General features: G+C 42.4%; 22 protein-coding genes. 21 read left to right on the forward strand and 1 reads right to left on the reverse strand.

Annotation, left to right across the window (positions count from 1 at the left end):
- Positions 1–48: 48 nt before the first annotated feature.
- From CUU64_RS02780 to CUU64_RS02835, 12 genes are all read left to right on the forward strand, one after another.
- Positions 49–285: a 2TM domain-containing protein gene (locus tag CUU64_RS02780; RefSeq protein ID WP_257985384.1), complete on the forward strand. Its 237-nt coding sequence runs from the start codon at positions 49–51 to the stop codon at positions 283–285.
- A 232-nt stretch (positions 286–517) separates the two neighbouring features.
- Positions 518–1,036: a G/U mismatch-specific DNA glycosylase gene (gene mug / locus CUU64_RS02785; protein WP_101631753.1), complete on the forward strand. Its 519-nt coding sequence runs from the start codon at positions 518–520 to the stop codon at positions 1,034–1,036.
- A gap of 109 nt (positions 1,037–1,145) precedes the next feature.
- Positions 1,146–1,904, forward strand: a complete 759-nt coding sequence (locus CUU64_RS02790) for an exodeoxyribonuclease III (protein ID WP_101631754.1) — start codon at positions 1,146–1,148, stop codon at positions 1,902–1,904.
- Positions 1,905–2,014: 110 nt separating this feature from the next.
- Positions 2,015–2,416: a cytosolic protein gene (locus tag CUU64_RS02795; protein WP_101631755.1), complete on the forward strand. Its 402-nt coding sequence runs from the start codon at positions 2,015–2,017 to the stop codon at positions 2,414–2,416.
- A gap of 269 nt (positions 2,417–2,685) precedes the next feature.
- Positions 2,686–3,870 carry a CaiB/BaiF CoA transferase family protein gene (locus CUU64_RS02800; protein ID WP_101631892.1) on the forward strand — a complete coding sequence of 395 codons (1,185 nt, stop codon included), beginning with the start codon at positions 2,686–2,688 and terminating at the stop codon, positions 3,868–3,870.
- Between the two features lie 13 nt (positions 3,871–3,883).
- Positions 3,884–5,092 carry an acyl-CoA dehydrogenase family protein gene (locus tag CUU64_RS02805; protein WP_101631756.1) on the forward strand — a complete coding sequence of 403 codons (1,209 nt, stop codon included), beginning with the start codon at positions 3,884–3,886 and terminating at the stop codon, positions 5,090–5,092.
- A 63-nt stretch (positions 5,093–5,155) separates the two neighbouring features.
- Positions 5,156–5,479: a DUF3870 domain-containing protein gene (locus CUU64_RS02810; RefSeq protein ID WP_257985385.1), complete on the forward strand. Its 324-nt coding sequence runs from the start codon at positions 5,156–5,158 to the stop codon at positions 5,477–5,479.
- A 202-nt stretch (positions 5,480–5,681) separates the two neighbouring features.
- Positions 5,682–6,857, forward strand: a complete 1,176-nt coding sequence (locus CUU64_RS02815) for an acyl-CoA dehydrogenase family protein (protein ID WP_101631757.1) — start codon at positions 5,682–5,684, stop codon at positions 6,855–6,857.
- A 67-nt stretch (positions 6,858–6,924) separates the two neighbouring features.
- Positions 6,925–7,689 carry a 3-oxoacyl-ACP reductase FabG gene (gene fabG, locus CUU64_RS02820; RefSeq protein ID WP_101631758.1) on the forward strand — a complete coding sequence of 255 codons (765 nt, stop codon included), beginning with the start codon at positions 6,925–6,927 and terminating at the stop codon, positions 7,687–7,689.
- A gap of 23 nt (positions 7,690–7,712) precedes the next feature.
- Positions 7,713–8,162 carry a MaoC family dehydratase N-terminal domain-containing protein gene (locus CUU64_RS02825; RefSeq protein ID WP_101631759.1) on the forward strand — a complete coding sequence of 150 codons (450 nt, stop codon included), beginning with the start codon at positions 7,713–7,715 and terminating at the stop codon, positions 8,160–8,162.
- Positions 8,159–8,560 carry a MaoC/PaaZ C-terminal domain-containing protein gene (locus tag CUU64_RS02830; protein ID WP_101631760.1) on the forward strand — a complete coding sequence of 134 codons (402 nt, stop codon included), beginning with the start codon at positions 8,159–8,161 and terminating at the stop codon, positions 8,558–8,560. Before CUU64_RS02825 ends, CUU64_RS02830 begins: the two co-directional genes overlap by 4 nt.
- A gap of 153 nt (positions 8,561–8,713) precedes the next feature.
- Positions 8,714–10,411, forward strand: a complete 1,698-nt coding sequence (locus CUU64_RS02835; protein WP_101631761.1) for a sigma-54 interaction domain-containing protein — start codon at positions 8,714–8,716, stop codon at positions 10,409–10,411.
- Between the two features lie 226 nt (positions 10,412–10,637).
- Here the strand turns inward: CUU64_RS02835 and CUU64_RS02840 are convergent, their stop codons facing one another.
- Positions 10,638–11,405, reverse strand: coding sequence for a class II aldolase/adducin family protein (locus tag CUU64_RS02840; protein WP_101631762.1), 768 nt, complete (start codon positions 11,403–11,405; stop codon positions 10,638–10,640).
- Positions 11,406–11,598: 193 nt separating this feature from the next.
- On the opposite strand from CUU64_RS02840, the gene CUU64_RS02845 reads away from it, so the two are divergent.
- From CUU64_RS02845 to CUU64_RS02885, 9 genes are all read left to right on the forward strand, one after another.
- A complete protein-coding gene (locus tag CUU64_RS02845) occupies positions 11,599–12,534 on the forward strand; it encodes a ketopantoate reductase family protein (RefSeq protein WP_180954443.1) in 936 nt (311 codons plus the stop codon).
- Positions 12,535–12,692: 158 nt separating this feature from the next.
- Positions 12,693–13,841 carry an acyl-CoA dehydrogenase family protein gene (locus tag CUU64_RS02850; protein WP_101631764.1) on the forward strand — a complete coding sequence of 383 codons (1,149 nt, stop codon included), beginning with the start codon at positions 12,693–12,695 and terminating at the stop codon, positions 13,839–13,841.
- A gap of 50 nt (positions 13,842–13,891) precedes the next feature.
- A complete protein-coding gene (locus tag CUU64_RS02855) occupies positions 13,892–15,154 on the forward strand; it encodes an MFS transporter (RefSeq protein ID WP_101631765.1) in 1,263 nt (420 codons plus the stop codon).
- A gap of 30 nt (positions 15,155–15,184) precedes the next feature.
- Positions 15,185–16,807: a long-chain-fatty-acid--CoA ligase gene (locus CUU64_RS02860; RefSeq protein ID WP_257985386.1), complete on the forward strand. Its 1,623-nt coding sequence runs from the start codon at positions 15,185–15,187 to the stop codon at positions 16,805–16,807.
- Positions 16,808–16,844: 37 nt separating this feature from the next.
- Positions 16,845–17,993 (forward strand): acyl-CoA dehydrogenase family protein, encoded by a 1,149-nt coding sequence (locus CUU64_RS02865; protein WP_101631766.1) that lies wholly within the window; start codon positions 16,845–16,847, stop codon positions 17,991–17,993.
- 22 nt (positions 17,994–18,015) lie between these two features.
- Positions 18,016–19,212 carry a thiolase family protein gene (locus CUU64_RS02870; protein WP_101631767.1) on the forward strand — a complete coding sequence of 399 codons (1,197 nt, stop codon included), beginning with the start codon at positions 18,016–18,018 and terminating at the stop codon, positions 19,210–19,212.
- 126 nt (positions 19,213–19,338) lie between these two features.
- Positions 19,339–19,740, forward strand: coding sequence for a PaaI family thioesterase (locus CUU64_RS02875; protein WP_257985387.1), 402 nt, complete (start codon positions 19,339–19,341; stop codon positions 19,738–19,740).
- A gap of 222 nt (positions 19,741–19,962) precedes the next feature.
- Positions 19,963–21,132, forward strand: coding sequence for a thiolase family protein (locus CUU64_RS02880; protein WP_101631768.1), 1,170 nt, complete (start codon positions 19,963–19,965; stop codon positions 21,130–21,132).
- Positions 21,133–21,224: 92 nt separating this feature from the next.
- The gene (locus CUU64_RS02885) at positions 21,225–21,635 is read left to right on the forward strand and encodes an acyl-CoA thioesterase (protein ID WP_101631769.1); all 411 of its coding nucleotides are present in this window, start codon (positions 21,225–21,227) and stop codon (positions 21,633–21,635) included.
- Positions 21,636–21,642 lie beyond the last annotated feature (7 nt).

Here is a 21,642-nt window from a genome sequence, read left to right on the forward strand (position 1 = left end):
ATTTTCTTCCTAACGCCCGTATCATTAGTAAAAAAGGGATGTGGGACGATGGAATTATATCCAAATGAACAGGAAGAATATCAGGCAGCCAAAAAAAGAGTCATGCTTCTTAAGTCGTTTATTGTACATGCATTTGTTTATGTCATGGTTAATATATTTTTATTTACCATTGATATGTTGGATGACTCCTCTAACTTTTGGTTCTTCAGGCCGTTGTTAGGATGGGGTATAGGCCTGACAGCACATGGCTTAACACTATTATTTTCCGGAGGCTTTATTTTCTAATAATTGGGAATAAAGAAAGATCTACGAGTACATGGAGAAAAATAAGAGAAAACATTGATTATTAGACGATTCGCTGATGATACAAGGCGGAGCTGTAATAAATGCAGCAGGAAGGATAATATACCTAGAGCTGCCAAAAGAGGCCTGAAAATGGGTACCCTACCCTTTTCAGGTCTTTTAATATTAGGTTACCTTTTCAAAAATTATAAAGGAGAAAGGGGAATCGGGCAGAATGAACTCAATCAGTGACCACATAAGAACGAATATGGATATTTTGTTTTGCGGCTTTAATCCAAGCATACGTTCTGGTGAAACAGGACATCATTACGCTAATCCTAATAACAGATTTTGGAAAATTCTTAATGAAGCAGGGCTAACCGATAGGAAATACCGCCCAGAAGAGGATTATACATTAATGGAGCTCGGATATGGCTTTACGAACATTGTATCAAGGTCCACCAAAGCTGCGGACGAAATCACAAAGGGAGAATACCGGGAAGGCAGAGTGGAATTAAAAAGAAAAATTGTCCATTACAAACCTAGAATCGTGTGTTTCGTTGGAAAAGGTGTGTACCAACAATATAGCGGCAAAAAATCTGTTCCGTGGGGACCCCAGGAGGATTCTGTCATACCGGGCACTATAGATTTTGTTGCTCCATCTTCCAGTGGGTTGGTAAGAATGAAAATAGAAGAAGTCATCGAAATATACCGCCAGCTGCCTGAGGTTCTTAAGAACCTTAAGGAAAAATAACAAACCGACGGCTAAATACGAAGGTCCATTACTTTAACGAAATCTTTTATAAGTGTATAGTATTATCAAAGCTTAATAGATTCACCAGCAAGGAGCAGATTATATTTTTATGAAATTGGTATCTTGGAATGTTAATGGAATCCGTGCCTGTGTCGGCAAAGGATTTCTCGATTATTTTAACGAAATGGATGCAGATATCTTCTGCATACAGGAATCTAAATTGCAGGAAGGCCAAATCAATTTAGAGCTCCCGGGCTATCATCAATATTGGAATTACGCCAAACGAAAAGGCTATTCAGGAACAGCAATTTTCACTAAGAAAAAACCATTATCAGTAAGCTATGGCGTTGGTCCGTCTGATGAGGAAGAAGAAGGCAGGATCATCACCCTGGAATTTAAGAAATTCTACATGGTCACTGTGTATACACCGAATTCACAAAGGGATTTAGCTAGAATATTATACAGGCTTTCCTGGGAGGACCAGATCAGGGATTATCTTAGGGAGTTGGATGAACATAAGCCGGTAATCCTGTGCGGGGATTTAAATGTTGCACACAATGAAATAGATTTAAAAAACCCAAAATCCAACCGCAAGAATTCTGGTTTCACCATGGAAGAACGAGGAAAAATGACTGAATTGCTTGGTTCGGGTTTTATCGATACTTTTAGGCATCTTTATCCTGATAAAGAAGGTGCTTATACATGGTGGTCCTACATGAACAAGGTGAGGGAAAGGAATATTGGGTGGCGGATCGATTACTTTATTATATCATCGAGGTTGGCAGAATCCATACAGGCAGCCGAAATCCATTCACATGTGTTAGGAAGTGACCATTGTCCTGTAATGCTAGACATTGAGATGGATTAAAGTTTTTAAAAAGAGGATATAAAGAATATTGGAACCAATATTTACGTGCGGGAATGGGAATAATTGAATGTGGCAGGAATTTATTTCTTTATATGAACAAGGAGGGAACTATGAAATCTTTCATTGTAAGTTTTCACCAGGAAGATAATGTGGATGCGATGCAGGTCCAAAAGATAAACCAGGAAGAATTCGAAAAGTCAACCAGCGGTGGAACACGCCGCTTATTCGAACTCGATACAAATGTTGGATTTTTCGTTTTTCTGGATGCGGAAGATGAGGATGGTGACATTTCTTATCTCGTGCTGCAATATGAAGGGGAAAATGAGGAACCAACCGGATGCTACTCATTTGAACTGAAGGACTTTTATGAATTCATGGCTCTTTTCTTGCAGGATGCTTATTTTTATGAGGAAAGTGAAGATGGTGACGAAGAGGAACAATATGGTCCACTGCACCACCTTGCCCATTTGTTATTTCACATCGTGGAAAATGGAGCAGATCTTAACCCTTAATGAAACCGAAAGTGCCTCTTTTACTTGAGGCACTTTTTTAAATTTTACGAATATTGTTGACAAATAGATTAATCTTTTGTATTCTGTCATTAATTCACTCCTAGAAAGTAAACCGCTTTCATGACCAGTGAATTTTATCAAAATTTTTATATGAATGTAAACTGAGAAATCTATTTGACTTCGCCAGCCCGAAGCAGCGTAATAGATTAAAGCCAGTTGTATCTTTTTGATATGGCTGGCTTTTTTGTTCTTTAAAGGAGGTGTTGGCTATTGGCGCCTTAAAAGGATTGCGCGTATTGGACTTAACGCGGGTTTTGGCTGGTCCGTACTGCACGATGATTTTAGGTGACATGGGAGCTGATGTTTTAAAAGTGGAAGCTCCTGGCGGAAGTGATGATACACGAGAATGGGGACCACCTTACGCAGAAAATGTAAGTGCTTACTATCTTAGTGCGAATCGCAACAAAAGGGCCATGACACTGAATTTAAAGTCGGAGCCCGGAAAGGAAATCATCAAAAAGCTGATTGCTGAATCAGATGTTGTGATTGAGAACTTCAAGACAGGTACTTTGGAGAAATTAGGCTTAGGTTATGAGGATCTAAGGAAGGTCAATCCAGGTATCGTTTACTGTTCGATCACAGGCTTTGGCCAGACTGGACCCTATAAGGACCTTCCTGGATATGATTTCATTATTCAGGCAATGTCAGGCTTAATGAGCATAACCGGAGAAAAACAATCCGGGCCCATGAAAGTGGGAGTTGCCATCTCTGACGTAATTACCGGTTTATATGCGGCGGTTGGAATACTAGCTGCCTTAAATGAGAGGCAAACATCCGGTGTGGGGCAGAGCATTGATATTTCTCTCTTCGATTCTCAGCTAAGCGCTTTGGTGAATGTAGCGAGCAATTTTCTAGTGTCGGAATTAATTCCTGAACCTCTGGGGAATGAACACCCTAATATTGTACCCTATCAAACTTTCCAAGCCAGTGATAGGCAGCTGGCAATCGCTGTCGGAAACGACCGCCAATTCAAAAATCTCTGCCTTGTGCTAGGCAAAGAACAGCTAGCAAGTGACGAAAGGTTTGCCACTAACTCACAGAGAGTAAAAAATAAGGAGCTATTAATCAACATACTCTCCGATGCAATAAAAGAAAAACCGGCAGTCGAATGGGTTGGACTTTTGAATGATCAAGGTATTCCATGCGGCCCAATCAATAATTTAAAACAAGTCTTTCAGGATCCACAGATCAAGGAAAGAAATCTTGTATGGAACTGTAAGCATCCAACTGCAGGAGATGTAAGTTTGGTTGGCAGCCCATTAAAGTTTTCCAGAACACCTACAGAACTAAGCAAGCATCCGCCAACTGCCGGTGAACATACAGTGGATATTCTAAGGGAATTGGACTACAGCGAAGAACAAATCAACGAATACAAAAAAGCGAAAATAATTTAAGGAGGAAAAACTCATGGATTTTCATTTATCTGAAGAACAAGAAATGGTGCGCAAGGTTGTCAGGAGCTTCGTCGATAAGGAAATTATGCCATACATAGCCGAATGGGACAGAAAGGGCCACTTTGAATCTAACATTATGAAACGGCTGGCTGAACTGGACTTAATGGGTGTTTGTATTCCTGAAGAGTATGGCGGAAGCGGGATGGACTATAATACACTGGCTATCGTTTGTGAAGAGCTGGAGCGCGGGGACACAGCATTCCGGACAGCGGTTTCCGTACATACCGGCTTGAATAGCATGACTTTACTACAATGGGGGAACGAAGAACAGAAGCAAAAGTATTTAGTTCCACAGGCAAAAGGTGTAAAAATCGGAGCCTTCGGGCTGACTGAGCCTAATGCCGGGTCGGATGTGGCTGCCTTAAAAACGACTGCCGTACGGGATGGGGACGATTACATCATTAACGGTCAAAAAACATGGATTTCTCTTTGCGATGCTGCCGACCATTTCATCGTTTTTGCTTACACTGATACAAGCTTAAAGCATAAAGGCATTTCTGCATTTATCGTTGAACGTACGATGCCAGGCTTCTCCTCAAAAGCAATCAAAGGAAAGCTTGGTATCCGTGCAGGAAATACAGGCGAATTATTTTTTGACAATGTAAGAGTTCCAAAAGAAAATCTTTTGGGTGAAGAGGGAGAAGGCTTCAAAATCGCAATGTCCGCGCTGGATAATGGCCGGTTCACTGTTGCAGCAGGTGCTTGCGGCCAAATCATGGCTTGCTTGGAAGCAAGCGTAAAGTATTGCCATGAGCGCAGCACCTTCGGAAAAGAAATCGGTAAACATCAGCTAGTTCAGCAAATGATTGCCAAAATGGAGGCAGGTCTACAAATTTCCAGGCTCCTTGTTTTTAAAGCTGGCTGCCTGAAAAATGAGGGTAAACGTAATTCACGGGAAACATCACTTGCAAAATGGCAAGCCTGTGATTATGCCAATGAAGCAGCAAACGATGCTGTTCAAATCCATGGTGCATATGGCTACTCTGATGAGTACCCGGTAGAAAGATACCTTCGTAACTCAAAAGCGCCTGTAATTTATGAGGGCACAAGGGAAATCCACACAGTCATGCAAGCTGAATATGTGCTTGGCTACCGGGAAGATAAGCCATTGAATAAAAACCTACCGGCCTGGAATGAAAAGGTATCGACTGCGAATAGATAATTGATTATTTAGAAAACTCCATATACTATTAAAGAAAAGAATCTAGTATATGGGGGATTTTCTGTGCCAAATAACACTTTATTCATCGCTGGACATGCCAGGCTCCCACAGGGAATGGCAGCAAAAAGTGTCTTTGAATCGTTGACAATCACTGTTGAGGTGGATTGCAAATATGGAGTGATACTTGAAGCTTCCTGCACTCTTGCAACCGAGCATGGGCGGAATTTTGTCCGCAGCCTTCTTAGGGGACACAGCTTGCGTGATGGAATCGAGGCTCCAATGCAGCTCGTTCAGACCCATTATCGGGGCAAGGCAACAAATGCATTAATTGCAGCACTTAAAGATTTATACGCCCAGTTCGAATTGACAAAAGGATTGGTGAAGTAGCCAGCTCAGCGGTTGTACTTCAAGACAATAGTCCACTGTACACCGCTGGATTGGTCAATAAAAAATATATATAAAGTAAAAAAAACTTGTTTTTTCCGAACATTCTAAATAAACTAGTATTGTACATACTAACTGGTTGGTATAATGACAGAAACAAGAAATACCTACATTTTTTAACAAATTAAGGGATGGAGTTGAGTGTATGTATTTACGCCTTACAGATGAACAAAAAATGGTTCAAAAAACGATCAGAAGATTCGTAGAAAAAGAGTTAATGCCACTTGAAAACGATGTTTTGAGAAATGAGAGAGAAGGAAAACCAAGCCTTCCGCCAGGAAAATTAAAGGAACTCCAATTAAAAGCCAAGGAAGCTGGCTTCTGGGGCATCAATACACCTGAGGAATACGGCGGGGCAAACCTTGGACAGATGATGCTGGCACTTGTATACATGGAGGTTTCAAAAACATTCGTTCCTTTCCAATTTGGGGGATCTGCTGATAACATCCTCTATTATGCAAATGAAGACCAAAAGAAAAAATATCTGATCCCTACTATTAACGGGGAAAAGAAATCCTGCTTTGCGATGACAGAACCAGGGGCAGGCTCCGATACAAGAAATATCAAAATGACGGCAGTAAAAGATGGCAATGAGTGGGTATTGAATGGGGAAAAGACGTTTATTACCGGCGGAAACGAAGCTGATTTCGTTATGGTTATCGCTATTACCGACAAAGAACAGCATCAGGCTACAGGCCGTGACGGGGTAACATGCTTTATTGTCGACAGGGATATGGGCTGGAGATCAGAATATATTGACACGATGGGTGAATGGGGACCTGCAGGGCTGGTATTCGAAAACGTCCGCGTGCCGGAAGAAAACATTTTGGGTGAGGTAAATAAGGGCTATCAGCTCGGGCTCGAGTGGATCGGCTTTGCCAGATGGATTGTGGGTGCGCGTGCTATCGGTTCGGCTGAGCGCCTTCTGCAAATGGCCATTGATTATGCGAAAGAACGCGTGACTTTCGGCAAGCCAATCGCAGAAAGACAAGCCATCCAGTGGCAAATCGCTGATTCCGCTGTTGAAATCGAAGCGGCGCGCTGGTTAGTTCTCAATGCTGCATTTGCCCTAGACAATGGCGAAGATAACCGTCATTTAGCATCGATTGCAAAGCTGTATGGAGCTAACATGGGTAATAATGTAGTAGACCGAGTAATGCAAATCCATGGTGGAATGGGCTATACAAGAGAGCTGCCGATCGAACGCTGGTACCGGGAAGCAAGACTTTGGAGAATTTATGACGGTACAGATGAAATCCAAAGAATGATCATCGCAAGAAACCTGATCAAAGGACATGTTAAAGTAGGCCAAATTGGTTGATAACCTATTTGACAGTTAAAAGATCACTACCTAGTAAACTATAAAAAATTGTTGGGAGGAAATCACAATGGCTGGACGTTTTGATGGCAGAGTTGCTTTTGTAACAGGAGGAAGCCGGGGAATCGGGAAAGGAATCGTGGAATACTTCGCACAAGAGGGAGCGAAGGTGGCTTTCATCGATATGAATGAAGAAGCACTAGCTCAAACAACAAGCGAGCTAAAAGAAAAAGGATATGAAGTATATTCAAAGGTAGCTAGTGTAACGGAAGCCGATCAGGTTGAAGCAGCGATCAAGGAAGCATATGAAACATTCGGTTCAGTGGATATCCTAGTAAACAATGCCGGTGTTATCCGTGACAATCTATTGTTCAAAATGACGGATTCAGACTGGCAGATGGTTATGGATGTTCATTTAAAAGGTTCATTTAATGCAGCACGCGCTGCCCAAAAATACATGGTAGAGAAAAAGTACGGCCGGATTATCAACATTTCTTCTACATCAGCACTAGGCAATAGAGGCCAGGCAAACTATGCAACCGCCAAAGCAGGCCTTCAAGGGTTTACCAAGACTCTGGCTATTGAGCTTGGAAGATATGGAATTACTGCAAATGCAGTTGCTCCCGGCTTTATTGAAACAGACATGACGAAAGAAACAGCTGCAAGAATCGGAATTTCTTTCGATGATTTAATTAATGCAAGCGTAAGCAATATTCCAGTTGGCCGCAGCGGGAAGCCTGCCGATATCGCGAATGCCGTAGCCTTTTTCGCTGATGAAAAGTCCTCTTTCGTTAACGGCCAGGTCATCTATGTAGCTGGCGGACCAAAAGCTTAATAGATAAAGAGAGGTGGAATACTATGTTTACTGATGCAATTGGAAAGAAGTCAAACAAAGTAAAAAATACCGTCGAAAGAGGCGCAGTGCGAAAGTTTGCAGAATCGATCGGCGACATGCATCCCATTTATCTTGATGAGGAGACAGGAGAAAAATCAAGATACAAACGGAATATCGCACCTCCCACTTTCCCGCGGGTTTTTGATTACGGGGTGATTGATGGCTTAAAATTGCCTAATAAGGGGCTAATACACGGAGAACAGAACTATCACTACGAAAGACCTCTATTTGTAGGTGAAGAGATCTATTGTTATGCAACTGTCAAGGATTACTATGAAAAACAAGGAAGTAACGGCAGCATGGGATTTTTAGTGTTAGAAAATAACGGTGTAGACCTGGCTGGAAATACCATTTTCACTTCAACCTCTGCCGTAATCATAACTGAAGCTGTCAGGAAGGGGCTGAAGGTATGACAAAGCTAGCTGAATTGCAGGTTGGTGAATCTCTTAAAGAAGTTCAGCTTGAGCCTGTGTCAAGATTGGATTTAATCAAGTACGCAGGGGCTTCCGGAGATTATAATCCCATCCATACAATCGATGACGAAGCTGCAAAAGCCGGTTTGCCAGGGATCATCGCCCATGGAATGTGGACGATGGGAAATTTGGCAAAGCTATTTACAGCTCATTATGAAGAAGGCTTCATCCAGGATTACTCAATCCGATTTAAAGGGATGGTTTTTCTAAATGATGTGATCACCCTCAGGGCCTCACTAAGTGAAAAAACAGAAAACCAACTGAATTTCGACGTTGCGGCGGTCAATCAGGCAGGCAAGGAAGTCATTAAAGGCAAGGTAGTTTACCACCAGTATTAATAATAAACGGCAAAATGCAAGCGTTTTCCATATGTTTGTTTTTGTAGCTAAAGCTGTATCACACGAAATAAAACCCAATGACATAAAGGAACATCCTTTGTCGCTGGGTTTTATTTGTTTTACATAATATTAAGCATAAAAGTGGTGTTTTCCATGGTTTCTTCCATATTAGAAGAATTTACAATTCCCGCAATTGTTTTAAGCGATGACGATAGCTTAATTGATTCCAATCAAGGTTTTAGGAATCTATTGGATCATCAACCTCTGCCGCATTCAAAAATTCAGCATGTGGTCTCAGAGTGGAAATACTTGAACAAAGATAAAGCCGCCATAGTAACTATCGGAACTAGAAAATTTGCATTTTTTAAGAACAAAGGGAAGAATGAAGCTGCTCATTCTACCATATATATTGGAGTTGAGACGGAATTTTTAGATGATTTGGCCAAGCATGTCAGGTCACTGGAAAAACAAAAACGTGCATACGATGCTATTATTGAAAATTCATATGACGGGATCTATATTACCGACCGGGAAGGGATCACCATCCGGACAAATTCCGCGATTGAAAGAATAACCGGCATCCCGAAAGAATATTATGTCGGAAAATCCGTGGACCAGTTAATAAAAAGGGGAATTTTGTCTTCAAGTGTTACCCATAAGGTTGTAAAGCAAAGGAGGACCGTTTCCCTTGTCCAGCCCAATTATGCTGGTAAAGAGACGCTCATTACCGGTAGCCCAGTGTTTAATGAGGAAGGCGAAATCGAGAGGATCGTTACCAATATCCGCGATTTATCCGACCTGAATGACCTGATGCGCGAGTTAAAAAAGGCGAATGATCTAAATAATAAATACAAGAAAGAAATCGAAAAGCTGAAAACGGCTGCCCCCAAGGACGGCATTATCTTTGTCAGTGATAAAATGAGAGATATCTACCATATGATTGGAAGGATTTCAGATGTGGATGCAACTGTTTTGCTGCTGGGTGAAACAGGGGTAGGGAAAGATGTGATTGCGCGCAATCTTTACACCAGGAGTAATCGTTCTTCAAAAGGGGAATTCATCAAGATTAATTGCGGGGCAATTCCGCCTGATCTTTTAGAGTCTGAATTGTTTGGTTATGAAACCGGTGCTTTTACAGGCGCTAACCGTAAAGGTAAACCTGGAATGTTTGAAATGGCCGACGGCGGGATTCTATTTCTCGATGAAATAGGAGAGCTTCCACTATCATTACAAGTTAAATTGCTACGCGTCCTACAAGAAAGGGAGATACAACGGATAGGCGGGACAACGCCTAAAAAGGTTGATGTCCGGATCGTTTCAGCAACTAACCGCAATTTAAAAGAAATGGTACAAAATGGAGAATTCCGTGAAGATTTATACTACCGCCTCCATGTCATTCCGATTACAATCCCTCCTTTGCGGGAAAGAAAGGATGACATTTTGCCATTGGCGGATTTATTTTTGCAGACGATGAACCAACGCTATCATTACCAAAAAAACTTTCATCCCCACCTGCGTGATTTCTTTAACCACTTTGATTGGCCGGGGAATGTAAGGGAGCTGCAAAACTTAATTGAACGTCTTGTACTAACCACGCCGGATAACACCATTACGGTTGACAGCCTTCCTGAAGATTATAAGGAAGCGTATGAAATAGAAAGCGGCCAATCATTAGATACGTTGTCATTGAAAGAAGCGGTTGAACAAGCTGAAAGAAACGTTTTGGTCTCAGCCGCACAAAGATACCACACTACATACGAAATCGCGGAAGCCTTAGATTCAAGTCAAGCTACAATTGTGAGGAAGTTGAAGAAATACAATATTGAGGTGAAAGAAAAGACGAAGCTGTAAGAGCCTTCGTCTTTTTCATTACAAATCATGCATTTCTCCAGGCAAACTCTGATTTACCGGCACATCCCGGTGATATCCTAAATCGCAGAGATATCGGCTAAATTCAAATTATATCAGCTGAATTTCAAATATACCGGCCAAAACTAAAATATATCAGCCAAATACAAAATATATCGAAAAATCCCGGAGACATCAGTCTAATCTCAGATATTCAGTTAGTAATCATTTAATTCAGTAAATCAGGCTGTTCCTTCACAATACGGTTCCACAATGGCTGGAATTGAAACCAGCCGGCCTGGGTAGTCCCGACTTGGCCTCTGGTAACCTCAGCATTTTCAGGGTCAATTAACACAGGAGTGCCCGCTGATTCGGCAAGCAGCTGCGCCTGGCATGAACGTTCCATCGTAATAAACCACCAGGCAGCTTCATCGACCGTTTTCCCGACTGTCAGCAAGCCATGGTTCCTTAATATGCACGCTTTATTATTTGAGAGCGCTTTCCCGATTCGCCGCCCCTCTTCAATGTCGTGAACAACACCTGTATAATCATCGAATAAGGAGTGATCATCGTAAAAAGCACAGGCATCCTGCGTGATCGGATCAAGCAAGCGGCCGAGGGAAGACCAAGACTTCCCATAAACTGAATGGGCATGGGCTGCAGCTATTACATCCGGACGGGCGGCATGCACCTGTGAGTGGATTGCGAAAGCCGCACGGTTAACAGGCATGTTTCCTTCCACAACCTCTCCTTCATGATTACAAAGGATCAAATCCGATGCCTTAATCAGGCTAAAATGCACACCAAACGGGTTAACCCAGAAGTGATCCTTTTTTTCAGGATCTCTTGCAGTGATATGTCCGGCAACCCCTTCATCAAAACCAAACTTAGAAAATAAACGAAATGCCGCAGCCAGCTTTTGTTTCAAGTGCTGCCTTTCCTCTTCCGCTGAAGAAAAAACAGGCGGGTGCATGCTCACCAACAAATTTGAAGCCATTTTCTCATTCCTTTCTCTAAAGCTTATCGAACCTGCGATAAGCATTTTATGTTCTACATTTCTATTTATTTTCCATAACCCTACTAAAACCCTCCTGTTATTTTCTTATTTTTTCGAATTTTTGATTTTCTTAGTATCTGGCACGAAAATTGCATTTAAAAATGTTGAAGATATTAAAAATGGAGGGATCGGTTTGAAAATTGGAGTTGCAGGGGCAGGAGCCGTGGGAGGTTATTTCGGAGCTAAATTGGCTAATGCAGGACATTCTGTTGTTTTTTTAGCCAGGGGTAGGCACTATGAAAAAATGCATGAAAAGGGGCTTCAGATTAAAAGCGAAACAGAGAATTTTCACGTGGACGGGACGTTTACTGATCAGTATGAGGACTTTGAGGGAGTAGATTTGGTTTTATTCTCTGTAAAATCCATAGATACGCAAGAAACTGCCAGGAAGCTGCTTCCCTATTTGAAGGAAGACACCCTCATTTTGACGCTCCAAAATGGAGTAGATAATGAGGAAACCTTAAGTGAGATTTTTGGAAAGGAACGAATATTGTCAGCTGCTACCTATATTCAGAGCTCTATCAAAGAGCCAGGAGTCGTCGAACATATTGGGATGATTCCTCGCTTGGTGATCGGTTCTTTGGAAAGTAATGGACTAAACCATGCCGAAAAAGTAGCCACCCTTTTTCAAAACGCAGGAATCGAAACATATCAATCTAGCAATATCATGAATCAAAAGTGGAAGAAATTACTTTGGAATGTCACATTCAATCCATTGTCCGCGGTTGCTGGGACCCAAGTTGGAGAAATATTGGACGATGCGGGCTTACGAGTCACCGCCGAAAGCATATGTAAAGAAGCTATCTCAGTCGCTAACCGGATGGAAAATGATTTCGACGTAAATTTTTATGAAACCATTATGGAACAAGGAAAAATCGCGAGAAATCATAAAACCTCTATGCTTCAGGATAAGCTGAGTGGAAAACAGATGGAGTATGAATCAATTTGTGGCTACATCGTTAAAAAAGGGCAGGAGTTAGACGTTTCGACACCAGTACTAGAAACCATCTATTCTCTTTTAAAGTTCTCTGACTCTGCTAAATTAGAAAAAAATCAAAAAGTAAATTAACCAATTCAAAAATGAATCACGATATAATGGGGATTTCGACAAAATTAATTCAATAATGAATTATTTCTGTGTGAAAACCCATTCAATTATAGATATTATCATTGGCACGAAACTTGCATAATAAATTGTCGTAAATACATAGAAAAGGAGATAGAAAAATGGCAGTAGAACTTTCAAATGAATTAGACCAAATGAAATGGATGATCCGCAATTTTGTAGACAACGAGGTTGAACCGTATGCGGCCCAAATCGAAGAAGAGGATGCGATTCCGCAGCATCTTGTTGAAAAGGCAAAAGAACTCGGACTTTTTGGAATGAGTATTCCTGAGGAATACGGTGGAATCGGCCTCGGGGCAGTCGGAAAAGCGGTTGTATTGGAGCAATTAGGCCGGACACATAATGGATACGTATCCCTCATAAGTGCCCACACAGGTATCGGAAGTACCGGTTTAGTAAAGCTGGCTTCAGAATCCTTGAAGAGAAAATATTTGCCCGACATGGCGGCCGGGAACAAAATCGCAGCTTTTGCTTTATCTGAACCTGGTGCCGGCTCTGACGCCACGAATCTATCAACTGTTGCTGAGAAAAAAGGCGATCAATGGATTGTAAACGGTACCAAGCATTTTATTACCAATGGGCCGGTTGCCGATGTGTTTACGGTCTTTGCCGTAACAGATAAAGAGAAGGGCGCAAAAGGCGGGATTACAGCCTTCTTGATTGAAAAGGACTTCCCTGGATTGATTGTCGGCAAAAAAGATAAAAAAATGGGTCTGCGCGGTTCTTATACAAGCCAGATAATCTTTGAAGATTGTATCGTTCCCGACTCCAACGTCATCGGGGAAGTAGGCATGGGTTATATGTCCGCCTTGAAAATATTAGCTGAAGGGCGAGTAGGCCTGGCTGCCCGCTCTGTTGGTTCCAGCGAGAAACTAATTGAGCTCTCTGCTTCTTATGCAAAAGAAAGGATCCAATTTGGTAAACCGATTGCCTCAAACCAGGCCATTCAATGGATGCTGGCAGACATGGCAACGGAAACCGCTGCTGCAAGGGCCCTTACGATGGAAGCAGCAAAAATGATCGATGAAGGTAAGAAAGTCATAAAAGAAGCATCAATGGCCAAATTGTTTGCTTCCGATGTATTTAATAGGGTAGCAGACAAGGCTGTTCAAATTCATGGCGGCATGGGATACATGGCTGAATACCCGGTTGAACGTTTTTACCGTGATGCAAGGATTACCAAAATCTATGAAGGCACAAATGAAATCCAACGCCTAATCATTGCGCGAAATGTCTTGGAGGAAAATTAATCCCTTTGATACTAGATTGATAAATCAACAAAAAATAGGAGGGATTCTTCATGCGTTGGGCCATCCTGGTACTCTTATTTTTAGGCATGATTATAAACTTTGCAGATAAATCCATTATCGGGCTTGCAGCTGTTCCCATCATGAAGGAATTTGGCCTTTCGAATGTGCAATGGGGCCTTGTTGGCAGCAGTTACTACTGGTTGTATCCCGTGACGGGGATTGTCGGGGCTGCGTGGGCTGACCGGATTGGCGCTAAAAAAATGTTGGGGCTCCTTATGCTTACTTGGGCAGTATTGCAGTTTGGAGTCCTGGGGATTACAGGGCTGGCACTTTTGGTTGTCTATCGAGTGTTTCTGGGTGCGTTTGAAGGACCATTCAGTCCAATCGCTTATAGCCATGCAAACAACTGGTTTCCGCCGAAGCTGAGAGCCTTTGCCAATTCTGTTGTTGTTTCTGGTGCGACAGTTGGAGCAATGGTAGTTGCACCCCTGCTTGTGGCAGCGATAAGTATATTTGGTTGGCGTTGGGCTTTTGCATTTCTAGGAATTGCGAGCATCGTTTGGTTCGCGTTGATTCAAATTACGCCGGAGATACCCAAGGATCTAGAAGAAAAGCAGTCAGCGTCTAAGAAAAAGCTGGAGAAGCTTAATCTCAAGTCTTTTCTCATTTTGCTTTCTTCTCCTTCGGCTCTTTTTACAACACTAGCCTATTTTTCCACTTACATTTTTGTAGTGTGGATTTCCGTTTGGCTGCCCGTTTATTTAGTAAAAGTAATTAAGATGTCTTCCGTACAGATGGGATATGCCATTGCCGGTATCGGAATTGCATCAGTAGCGGTATACGTTGGTATTTCCATGATTTCAGACCGCCTATTCAAGCGCAATCAGAACTGGAGAATTTCAAGAGTTTATGTAGTTGGCGGATCCATGATAGCGGGAGCTTTAATAATGGCTTCAGTAATCATTTTCCCTAATCCTGTTTGGGTGGTAACGGCTATGTGCCTAGCGAAGGGTTTGACTTACGCTATTTTACCGATCGGTCCGACCATCGTCATTCATTTAATGCCGGAACGGGGCAGTTTGATGACAAGCATTTTAACCTCCTCAGGCAATATTGCCGGAATTATTGGGCCAATGCTGACCGGGTTCGTTATCGATCTGGCGGGGGATAATACGGCACTTGGCTTTAACCAGTCCATATTATTCATGGGTGTAATGATTTTGTTATTTTCCGTACTGTTTTCTGTGTATGTAAATCCGGATCGAACCAACATGGCGGCTGCAAATGATTCGGGCAGGAGAATGGATGCATAGTTTTGAATAAATAAAGGAGGAGGGTTTTCTTTGCAGCAACTCACACACCGTCCATGGTATAAGTTCTATCAAAGTATTGATTTATTTCAACTGCCTGAGATATCTGTTTATTCCTTATTAGAACAAACAGTAATGAAATATGGGGACAAAACAGCAATTATTTTTGAAGACAACAGGATTACATACAAGGAATTAAAGGACCAGGTAGATTGCCTGGCAGGAAAGTGGAAGGAAATGGGATTTAAAAAAGGGGAGCGTATCGGACTCATGCTTGCCAACCATCCCCACTATATTATTTCCTATTATGCGGCCCAGGCACTAGGCTTAGTTGTTGTACAAGTAAACCCAATGTATACCACAAGGGAATTGCTTCAAATCGTAAATGACTCGCAAATCAATTTCATTGTGGCAGACACGCTAGCATGCAAAGCAATCAAACAGGTGGAAAATGTTCATTCTTTTTCCTATTTATTTGGATCGGAATTAGCTGAAGAAGAAGGGAAAGAGTTCATTGATATCGAAAGACTGATTGGAGAAGGTATCCGCCTGGATACTCCTGAACAGATAAATGCCCGTGATGATGTTGCAGTCATTCAATATACCGGCGGAACGACAGGTAAAATGAAAGGGGCGATGCTGACCCACTTTAATTTAACCTCGAATGTTGTCCAAAGCTTTCAGATGTATGGCTCAGCAATGGTTCCTGGAAACGAAACTGTTTTGGTCGCCACTCCTTTGTACCATGTTTATGCCATGACTAGCGGAATGAACCTGGGAATTTACATTGGGGCAGATCTGCTGTTGTTCAGGAAATTCGAGATAGAAAATGTATTAGAAAATATTAAAAAGTATAAACCTACATTTTTTCCTGGTGTACCGAAGATGTATAACGCTTTTGTGAATCATCCTAAAGCGGATCAATATGGACTCGAGTGCCTAAAGATGTGTTCATGCGGTTCTGCACCGCTTCCCATAGAAATAATTAAGCGTTTTGAAGATCTGACAGGGACCAGGATTGCAGAAGGATTTGGGTTGTCTGAATCTTCCCCTTCAACACATCGCAATCCCGCATTCGGGAAAAAGAAGATTGGCAGCATTGGCATACCCGTTCCGCAAACGGATTGCATTATCGTTGATGAAAACGATAACGAGCTTGGCCCCAACAGTGTTGGAGAATTGCTTATCAGGGGTCCGCAAATTATGAAGGGTTATTGGAATAACGAAGCTGAAACAGCTAAAGCCCTCCAAAATGGCTGGCTGTATACAGGTGACCTTGCCACTATGGATGATGAAGGATACTTCTATATCGTTGGCCGCAAAAAAGAAATGATTATTGTAGGCGGTTTCAATATATATCCCCAGGAAGTGGAAGATGTATTGTATTCCCACCCTGATGTAAAGGAAGCCGCTGTGGTAGGCATCCCTCATGAAGAAGAGGGCGAAATAGTTAAAGCCTATGTGGTGCCAAAGGATGGAAGAGAAATAGATTTAGAGGAACTAAGAGGCTTTTGTTATACCAAATTAACACCATATAAGGTACCGAAGAGATTCGATGTAAGAGAAACATTGCCAAGAAATACAGTTGGAAAATTGTTGAAACGATTGCTGATTAAAGAAGAAATGGAAAAAGGCGAACAAGAAAGAACCAATTAAGTTTATTTCAGAATAATTTATACAACGAGGTGGGAGTATGGATTTTCGTGTAAGTGAAGACATTGAATTTTTAAAAAGAAATGTACGCGACTTTGTTCAAACAGAAGTAGAAGCAGTTGCGATGCAAATTGAGGAAGAGAATAAAATTCCTTCTAAGATCATCGAGATGTCAAAAGAGCTGGGTCTGTTCGGTTTGAGCATACCTGAAGATTATGGCGGCCTTGGCATAGGAATGGTTGGAAAATGCGCCCTTTATGAAGAGATTGGTGCAACACATAACGGCTATACTACATTGATTGGAGCCCATACCGGAATAGGGACAGTAGGCATTGTTGAAATGGGCAATGAAGAACAAAAGCAGAAATACTTGCCAAGTATGGCACGCGGCGAAAAAATTGGCGCTTTTGCCCTGACAGAGCCTAGTGCAGGATCAAATGCGACCAACTTGAAGACGACAGCCGTAAAAAAAGGCGACAAATATATTCTTAACGGAACAAAGCATTATATTACCAATGCTACGGAAGCCGACGTTTTTACTGTAATGGCCGTGACGGATTCAACAAAAGGCGCAAAAGGAATCACATCATTTATAGTAGAAAAGGATTTTCCCGGGTTCCAGGTAGGAGCAGTGGAAAAAAAGATGGGCTTAAGAGGTTCTCACTCTGCTGAAGTGATTATGGAAGACTGCGAGGTCCCGACAGAAAATGTTCTGGGAACTGAGGGACAGGGGTATGTAAATGCATTGAAGATTTTGGCCAACGGACGGGCTGGTCTGGCAGCCCGCAATCTGGGTTCCTGCCAGAAACTCCTTGATTTATCTATGGCGTATGCCAATGAACGGGTGCAATTTAACGTACCAATCATTGAACATCAGGCAGTGGCCCACATGATATCGGAGATGGCTATGGATATTGAAGCGTTGCGCTCGTTCACTTATCGAGTAGCGTGGATGGTTGATGAAGGCATGAAGGTAATCAAGGAAGCAGCGATGCTAAAGCTATTCGGATCCGAGGTATATAACCGTGTTGCCGACAAGGCCGTTCAAGTACATGGCGGCATCGGCTATATTTCTGATTATCCAATTGAACGATTCTTCCGTGATGCACGTATCACCAGAATTTATGAGGGAACATCGGAAATCCAGAAAAACATTATTGCAGGCCAATTGAAAAAGGAATACAGCTGAGATAAGAAAGGGGAACATGTTTATGAATAATGAAGAGATTGTGATTGTCAGCGCAGTGCGGACACCAATTGGCCGATACGGAGGGTCATTAAAAAACCTAAACTCCGGCTTTTTGGCTAGCCATGTTATTAAAGAAGCAATCAACCGGGCAAACGTTAATCCAGATCAGGTTGATGAAGTAATCATGGGCGAAGTGAGGCAAAGCACGGAATCCTCAAACGTGGCCAGGGTAGCTGCGTTGCGTGCCGGTCTTCCCGAAACAACTCCGGCATTTACTGTAAACCGGCTTTGTGCATCTGGTATGCAAGCAATCGCTTCTGGGGTCCAACAAATACAATCCGGCCAGGCTGACATCGTGGTTGCAGGAGGAACAGAGAGCATGAGCTGTTCTCCCGTTTATTTGAGGGGTTCCCGTTTCGGAGGAGACGGTGCGCATCTGGTTGATTCAAATACAGAGGCCGGCCAACAGCCGAAAGAATTATATGGCAATAATCTGGGGATGGGCATAACAGCAGAAAACGTTGCTGAACGGTACAACATATCCCGTGAGGATCAGGATGCTTTTGCAATTGAAAGCCAGAAGAGAGCTGGGCAAGCGATTGCCGAGGGAAAATTTCAAGAAGAAATCGTTCCTATTGAAGTAAAGGAAAAGAAAAATTCTTTTCTATTTGATACAGATGAACATCCTCGGCCTGAAACAACATATGAGAAGTTATCATCCTTAAAGCCCGCATTTAAAAAGGATGGTACTGTTACAGCAGGAAATGCGTGTGGACGCAATGATGGAGCATCAGCATTAGTGCTCATGAGCGCCGCGAAAGCCAACGAATTAAATCTGCAGCCATTAGCCAAGGTAGTGGATTGGGCGGCAGTAGGTGTATCACCGGAAATTATGGGTATCGGCCCGGTACCGGCTGTTAAGAAATTATTGGAACGTACAGGCAAGAACCTGGAGGAAATAGAATTGTTTGAGCTTAACGAAGCATTTGCTTCCCAGGCTTTGGCTGTGATACGAGAATTGGGCATCGACCAGAACAAAGTAAATGTAAATGGCGGAGCAATCGCTCTAGGGCATCCGGTTGGTTCTACGGGAGCTAGAATTGTAACTTCGCTGATTTATGAAATGAAACGCAGAAACAATCAATTCGGAATTGCAACCCTTTGTGTTGGAGGCGGACAGGGGATGGCCATCCTGATTGAGAACCTGTCCAACAAATAATCCAGCTTGATTTTATTATTTTAAAATTTTAAGTAAGCACCATGATCACTGTTTTGCCTGTTAGAATTCTACTCGAAAATTAACAAAAAAATTACGCGAGCTTCCTGTGAGAGGGTGAGAAAACTGTTGGAAGGAATTGAATTGGTAAAGGACAGTTTTCTCAACAGTCCTTTTTATAACCATTTAGGCCTTGAAATCATTCATTTTGAAGATAATGATGTAAAAATTAAGCTTAGAATACAGGAAAACCTTTTGAATGCGAACGGAACCTTGCATGGCGGCGTCCTTGCAAGCATGATGGATTTTATCCAAGGGATGCTGCTGCGCTCTGTGACAAAAACAAGATGTGTTACGATCAGCCTAAACACCCATTTTCTGTCTAGCATTTCCGAAGGAGAAGTATTTGCAGAAGCAAAAATCCTCCAGCTTGGATATAAAATCGCTACACTTGAATCGGAGATTAAAGACAACCGAAACAATGTAATCGCAAAGGGAATGGGAACCTTTAAAATTCTCAGAGATTCATAGGCATAGCAGCCTAAACATTATTTTTAAAAATATTCTATGTCAGTATGAAGATGAAATAACAGCAAGAATGAAAAAGTTGCAAAAGGTTTTACACTTAGTCAAAAAACGACAAAATCTTTTCTTGAATATTCTGAATTTATCATTTACTATCGACTTAAGGTACATACCAACTAGTTAGTATGCGCACTAATCGAGAAGGATTCCAGAAGGAGTTGGGAGAGCATGAACAGAGATGCAGTAATCGTATCAGCAGTAAGAACTGCAATTGGCAGGCAAGGCAGTGCACTTGCGGGCATTCCGGCCCATGTTTTTGGTGCCGAAACAATAAAAGAAGCGGTAAAAAGGGCAAAGATCGATCCTGAATCCATTGATGATGTGATATTTGGAAACGTTCTCAGCGGTGGAGGAAATATTGCAAGATTGACAGCACTCCAAACAGGCTTGTCCATTAATATTCCTGGGTTGACTGTAGACCGGCAATGCGGCTCCGGACTGAATGCCATAAACCTGGCAGCGCAGGCAATCAAGGCAGGCGACGGTGACATCTATGTCGTCGGCGGAACAGAAAGCATGAGCCGTGCCCCTTACTTAATGGACCGTCCAGAAAAAGCCTATAACTCTGCTCCGCCTTCATTTAGAAAATCCCAGCTTTCCCCGAAGGAAATTGGGGATCCACCGATGGGGATCACAGCGGAAAATCTCGTTGAGAAGTATAGCATTAGCAGGGAAGAACAGGATGAATTTGCACTAAAGAGCCAGCACAACATGGCAAGGGCAATGGAAGAGGGACGTTTTGATGAGCAAATCGTTCCAATCAGCATTCCAGTAAGAAAAGGGGATCCAATCGTTTTTAAAGCGGATGAACATCCTCGCCCCCAGACTACAATCGAAGCACTTTCCAAACTGCAGCCAGCCTTCCTTAAAGGCGGCACAGTGACAGCGGGCAACAGCTCAGGCTTAAATGATGCAGCATCTGCACTTGTGATTATGTCGAGGGAAAAGGCAGAAGAATTGGGGCTTACTCCACTGGCAACTGTCCGTTCGTATGCTGTATCTGGAGTGGACCCTAATATCATGGGAATTGGTCCTGTTCCAGCTACGCGAAAAGTGTTGGAAAAAGCAGGATTGACTATGGCAGATATAGATGTAATTGAAATAAATGAAGCATTTGCCGGTCAGGTACTGGCTTGCAACAGAGAGCTTGAGATGGATTTAGACAAAGTGAATGTTAATGGCGGTGCCATTGCTCATGGACATCCACTCGGCGCAACCGGAGCCATTCTTGCTACCAAAGCTGTATATGAAATGAAGCGGTCGGGAGGAAAGTATTCCCTGATCACTGCTTGTATCGGTGGCGGCCAAGGAATCGCAACCATTCTAGAAAGAGAGTAGAGATACCCCTAACAAAGCCTAGGGCCATGCTTGTACACTCCAATTGGCCTTAGGCAAAAAACACCTTACACTTTCGGGAAAGGGGACCCTACATGACTACAGAATACATAGTCAATGTGTATGTGAGGATTTGTGAAACAGATCTAACAGGTTATGCAAATAGTACAAGCTTTATGATCTACTTTGAAGAAGCTCGTTCCAAATTTTTTAATGCAATTGGATATAGCCCCGACAAGCGGGACGTTGGCTTTATATTGGCTTCCACATCATGCAGATTTAAGGGGGCTGCCAAATTTAATCAGTCTCTTAAAATCAGATCGACAGTATCGCGAATTGGAAAGAAAAGCTTTCAACTATCACACCAAATGGAAGATGGAGAATCGGGTATCGCGATTGCTGAGGGTGAAGCCGTAATTGTGTGCTTTGACTTTGAAAAGCAAGAGACGATACCAATTCCTGGAGCCTTATTGTCTGTATTGGAAAACCATTTAGTTAACGCATAAGTGTAGC

The organism is Bacillus sp. V5-8f, assembly GCF_002863565.1.
GTDB lineage: Bacteria > Bacillota > Bacilli > Bacillales > DSM-1321 > Peribacillus.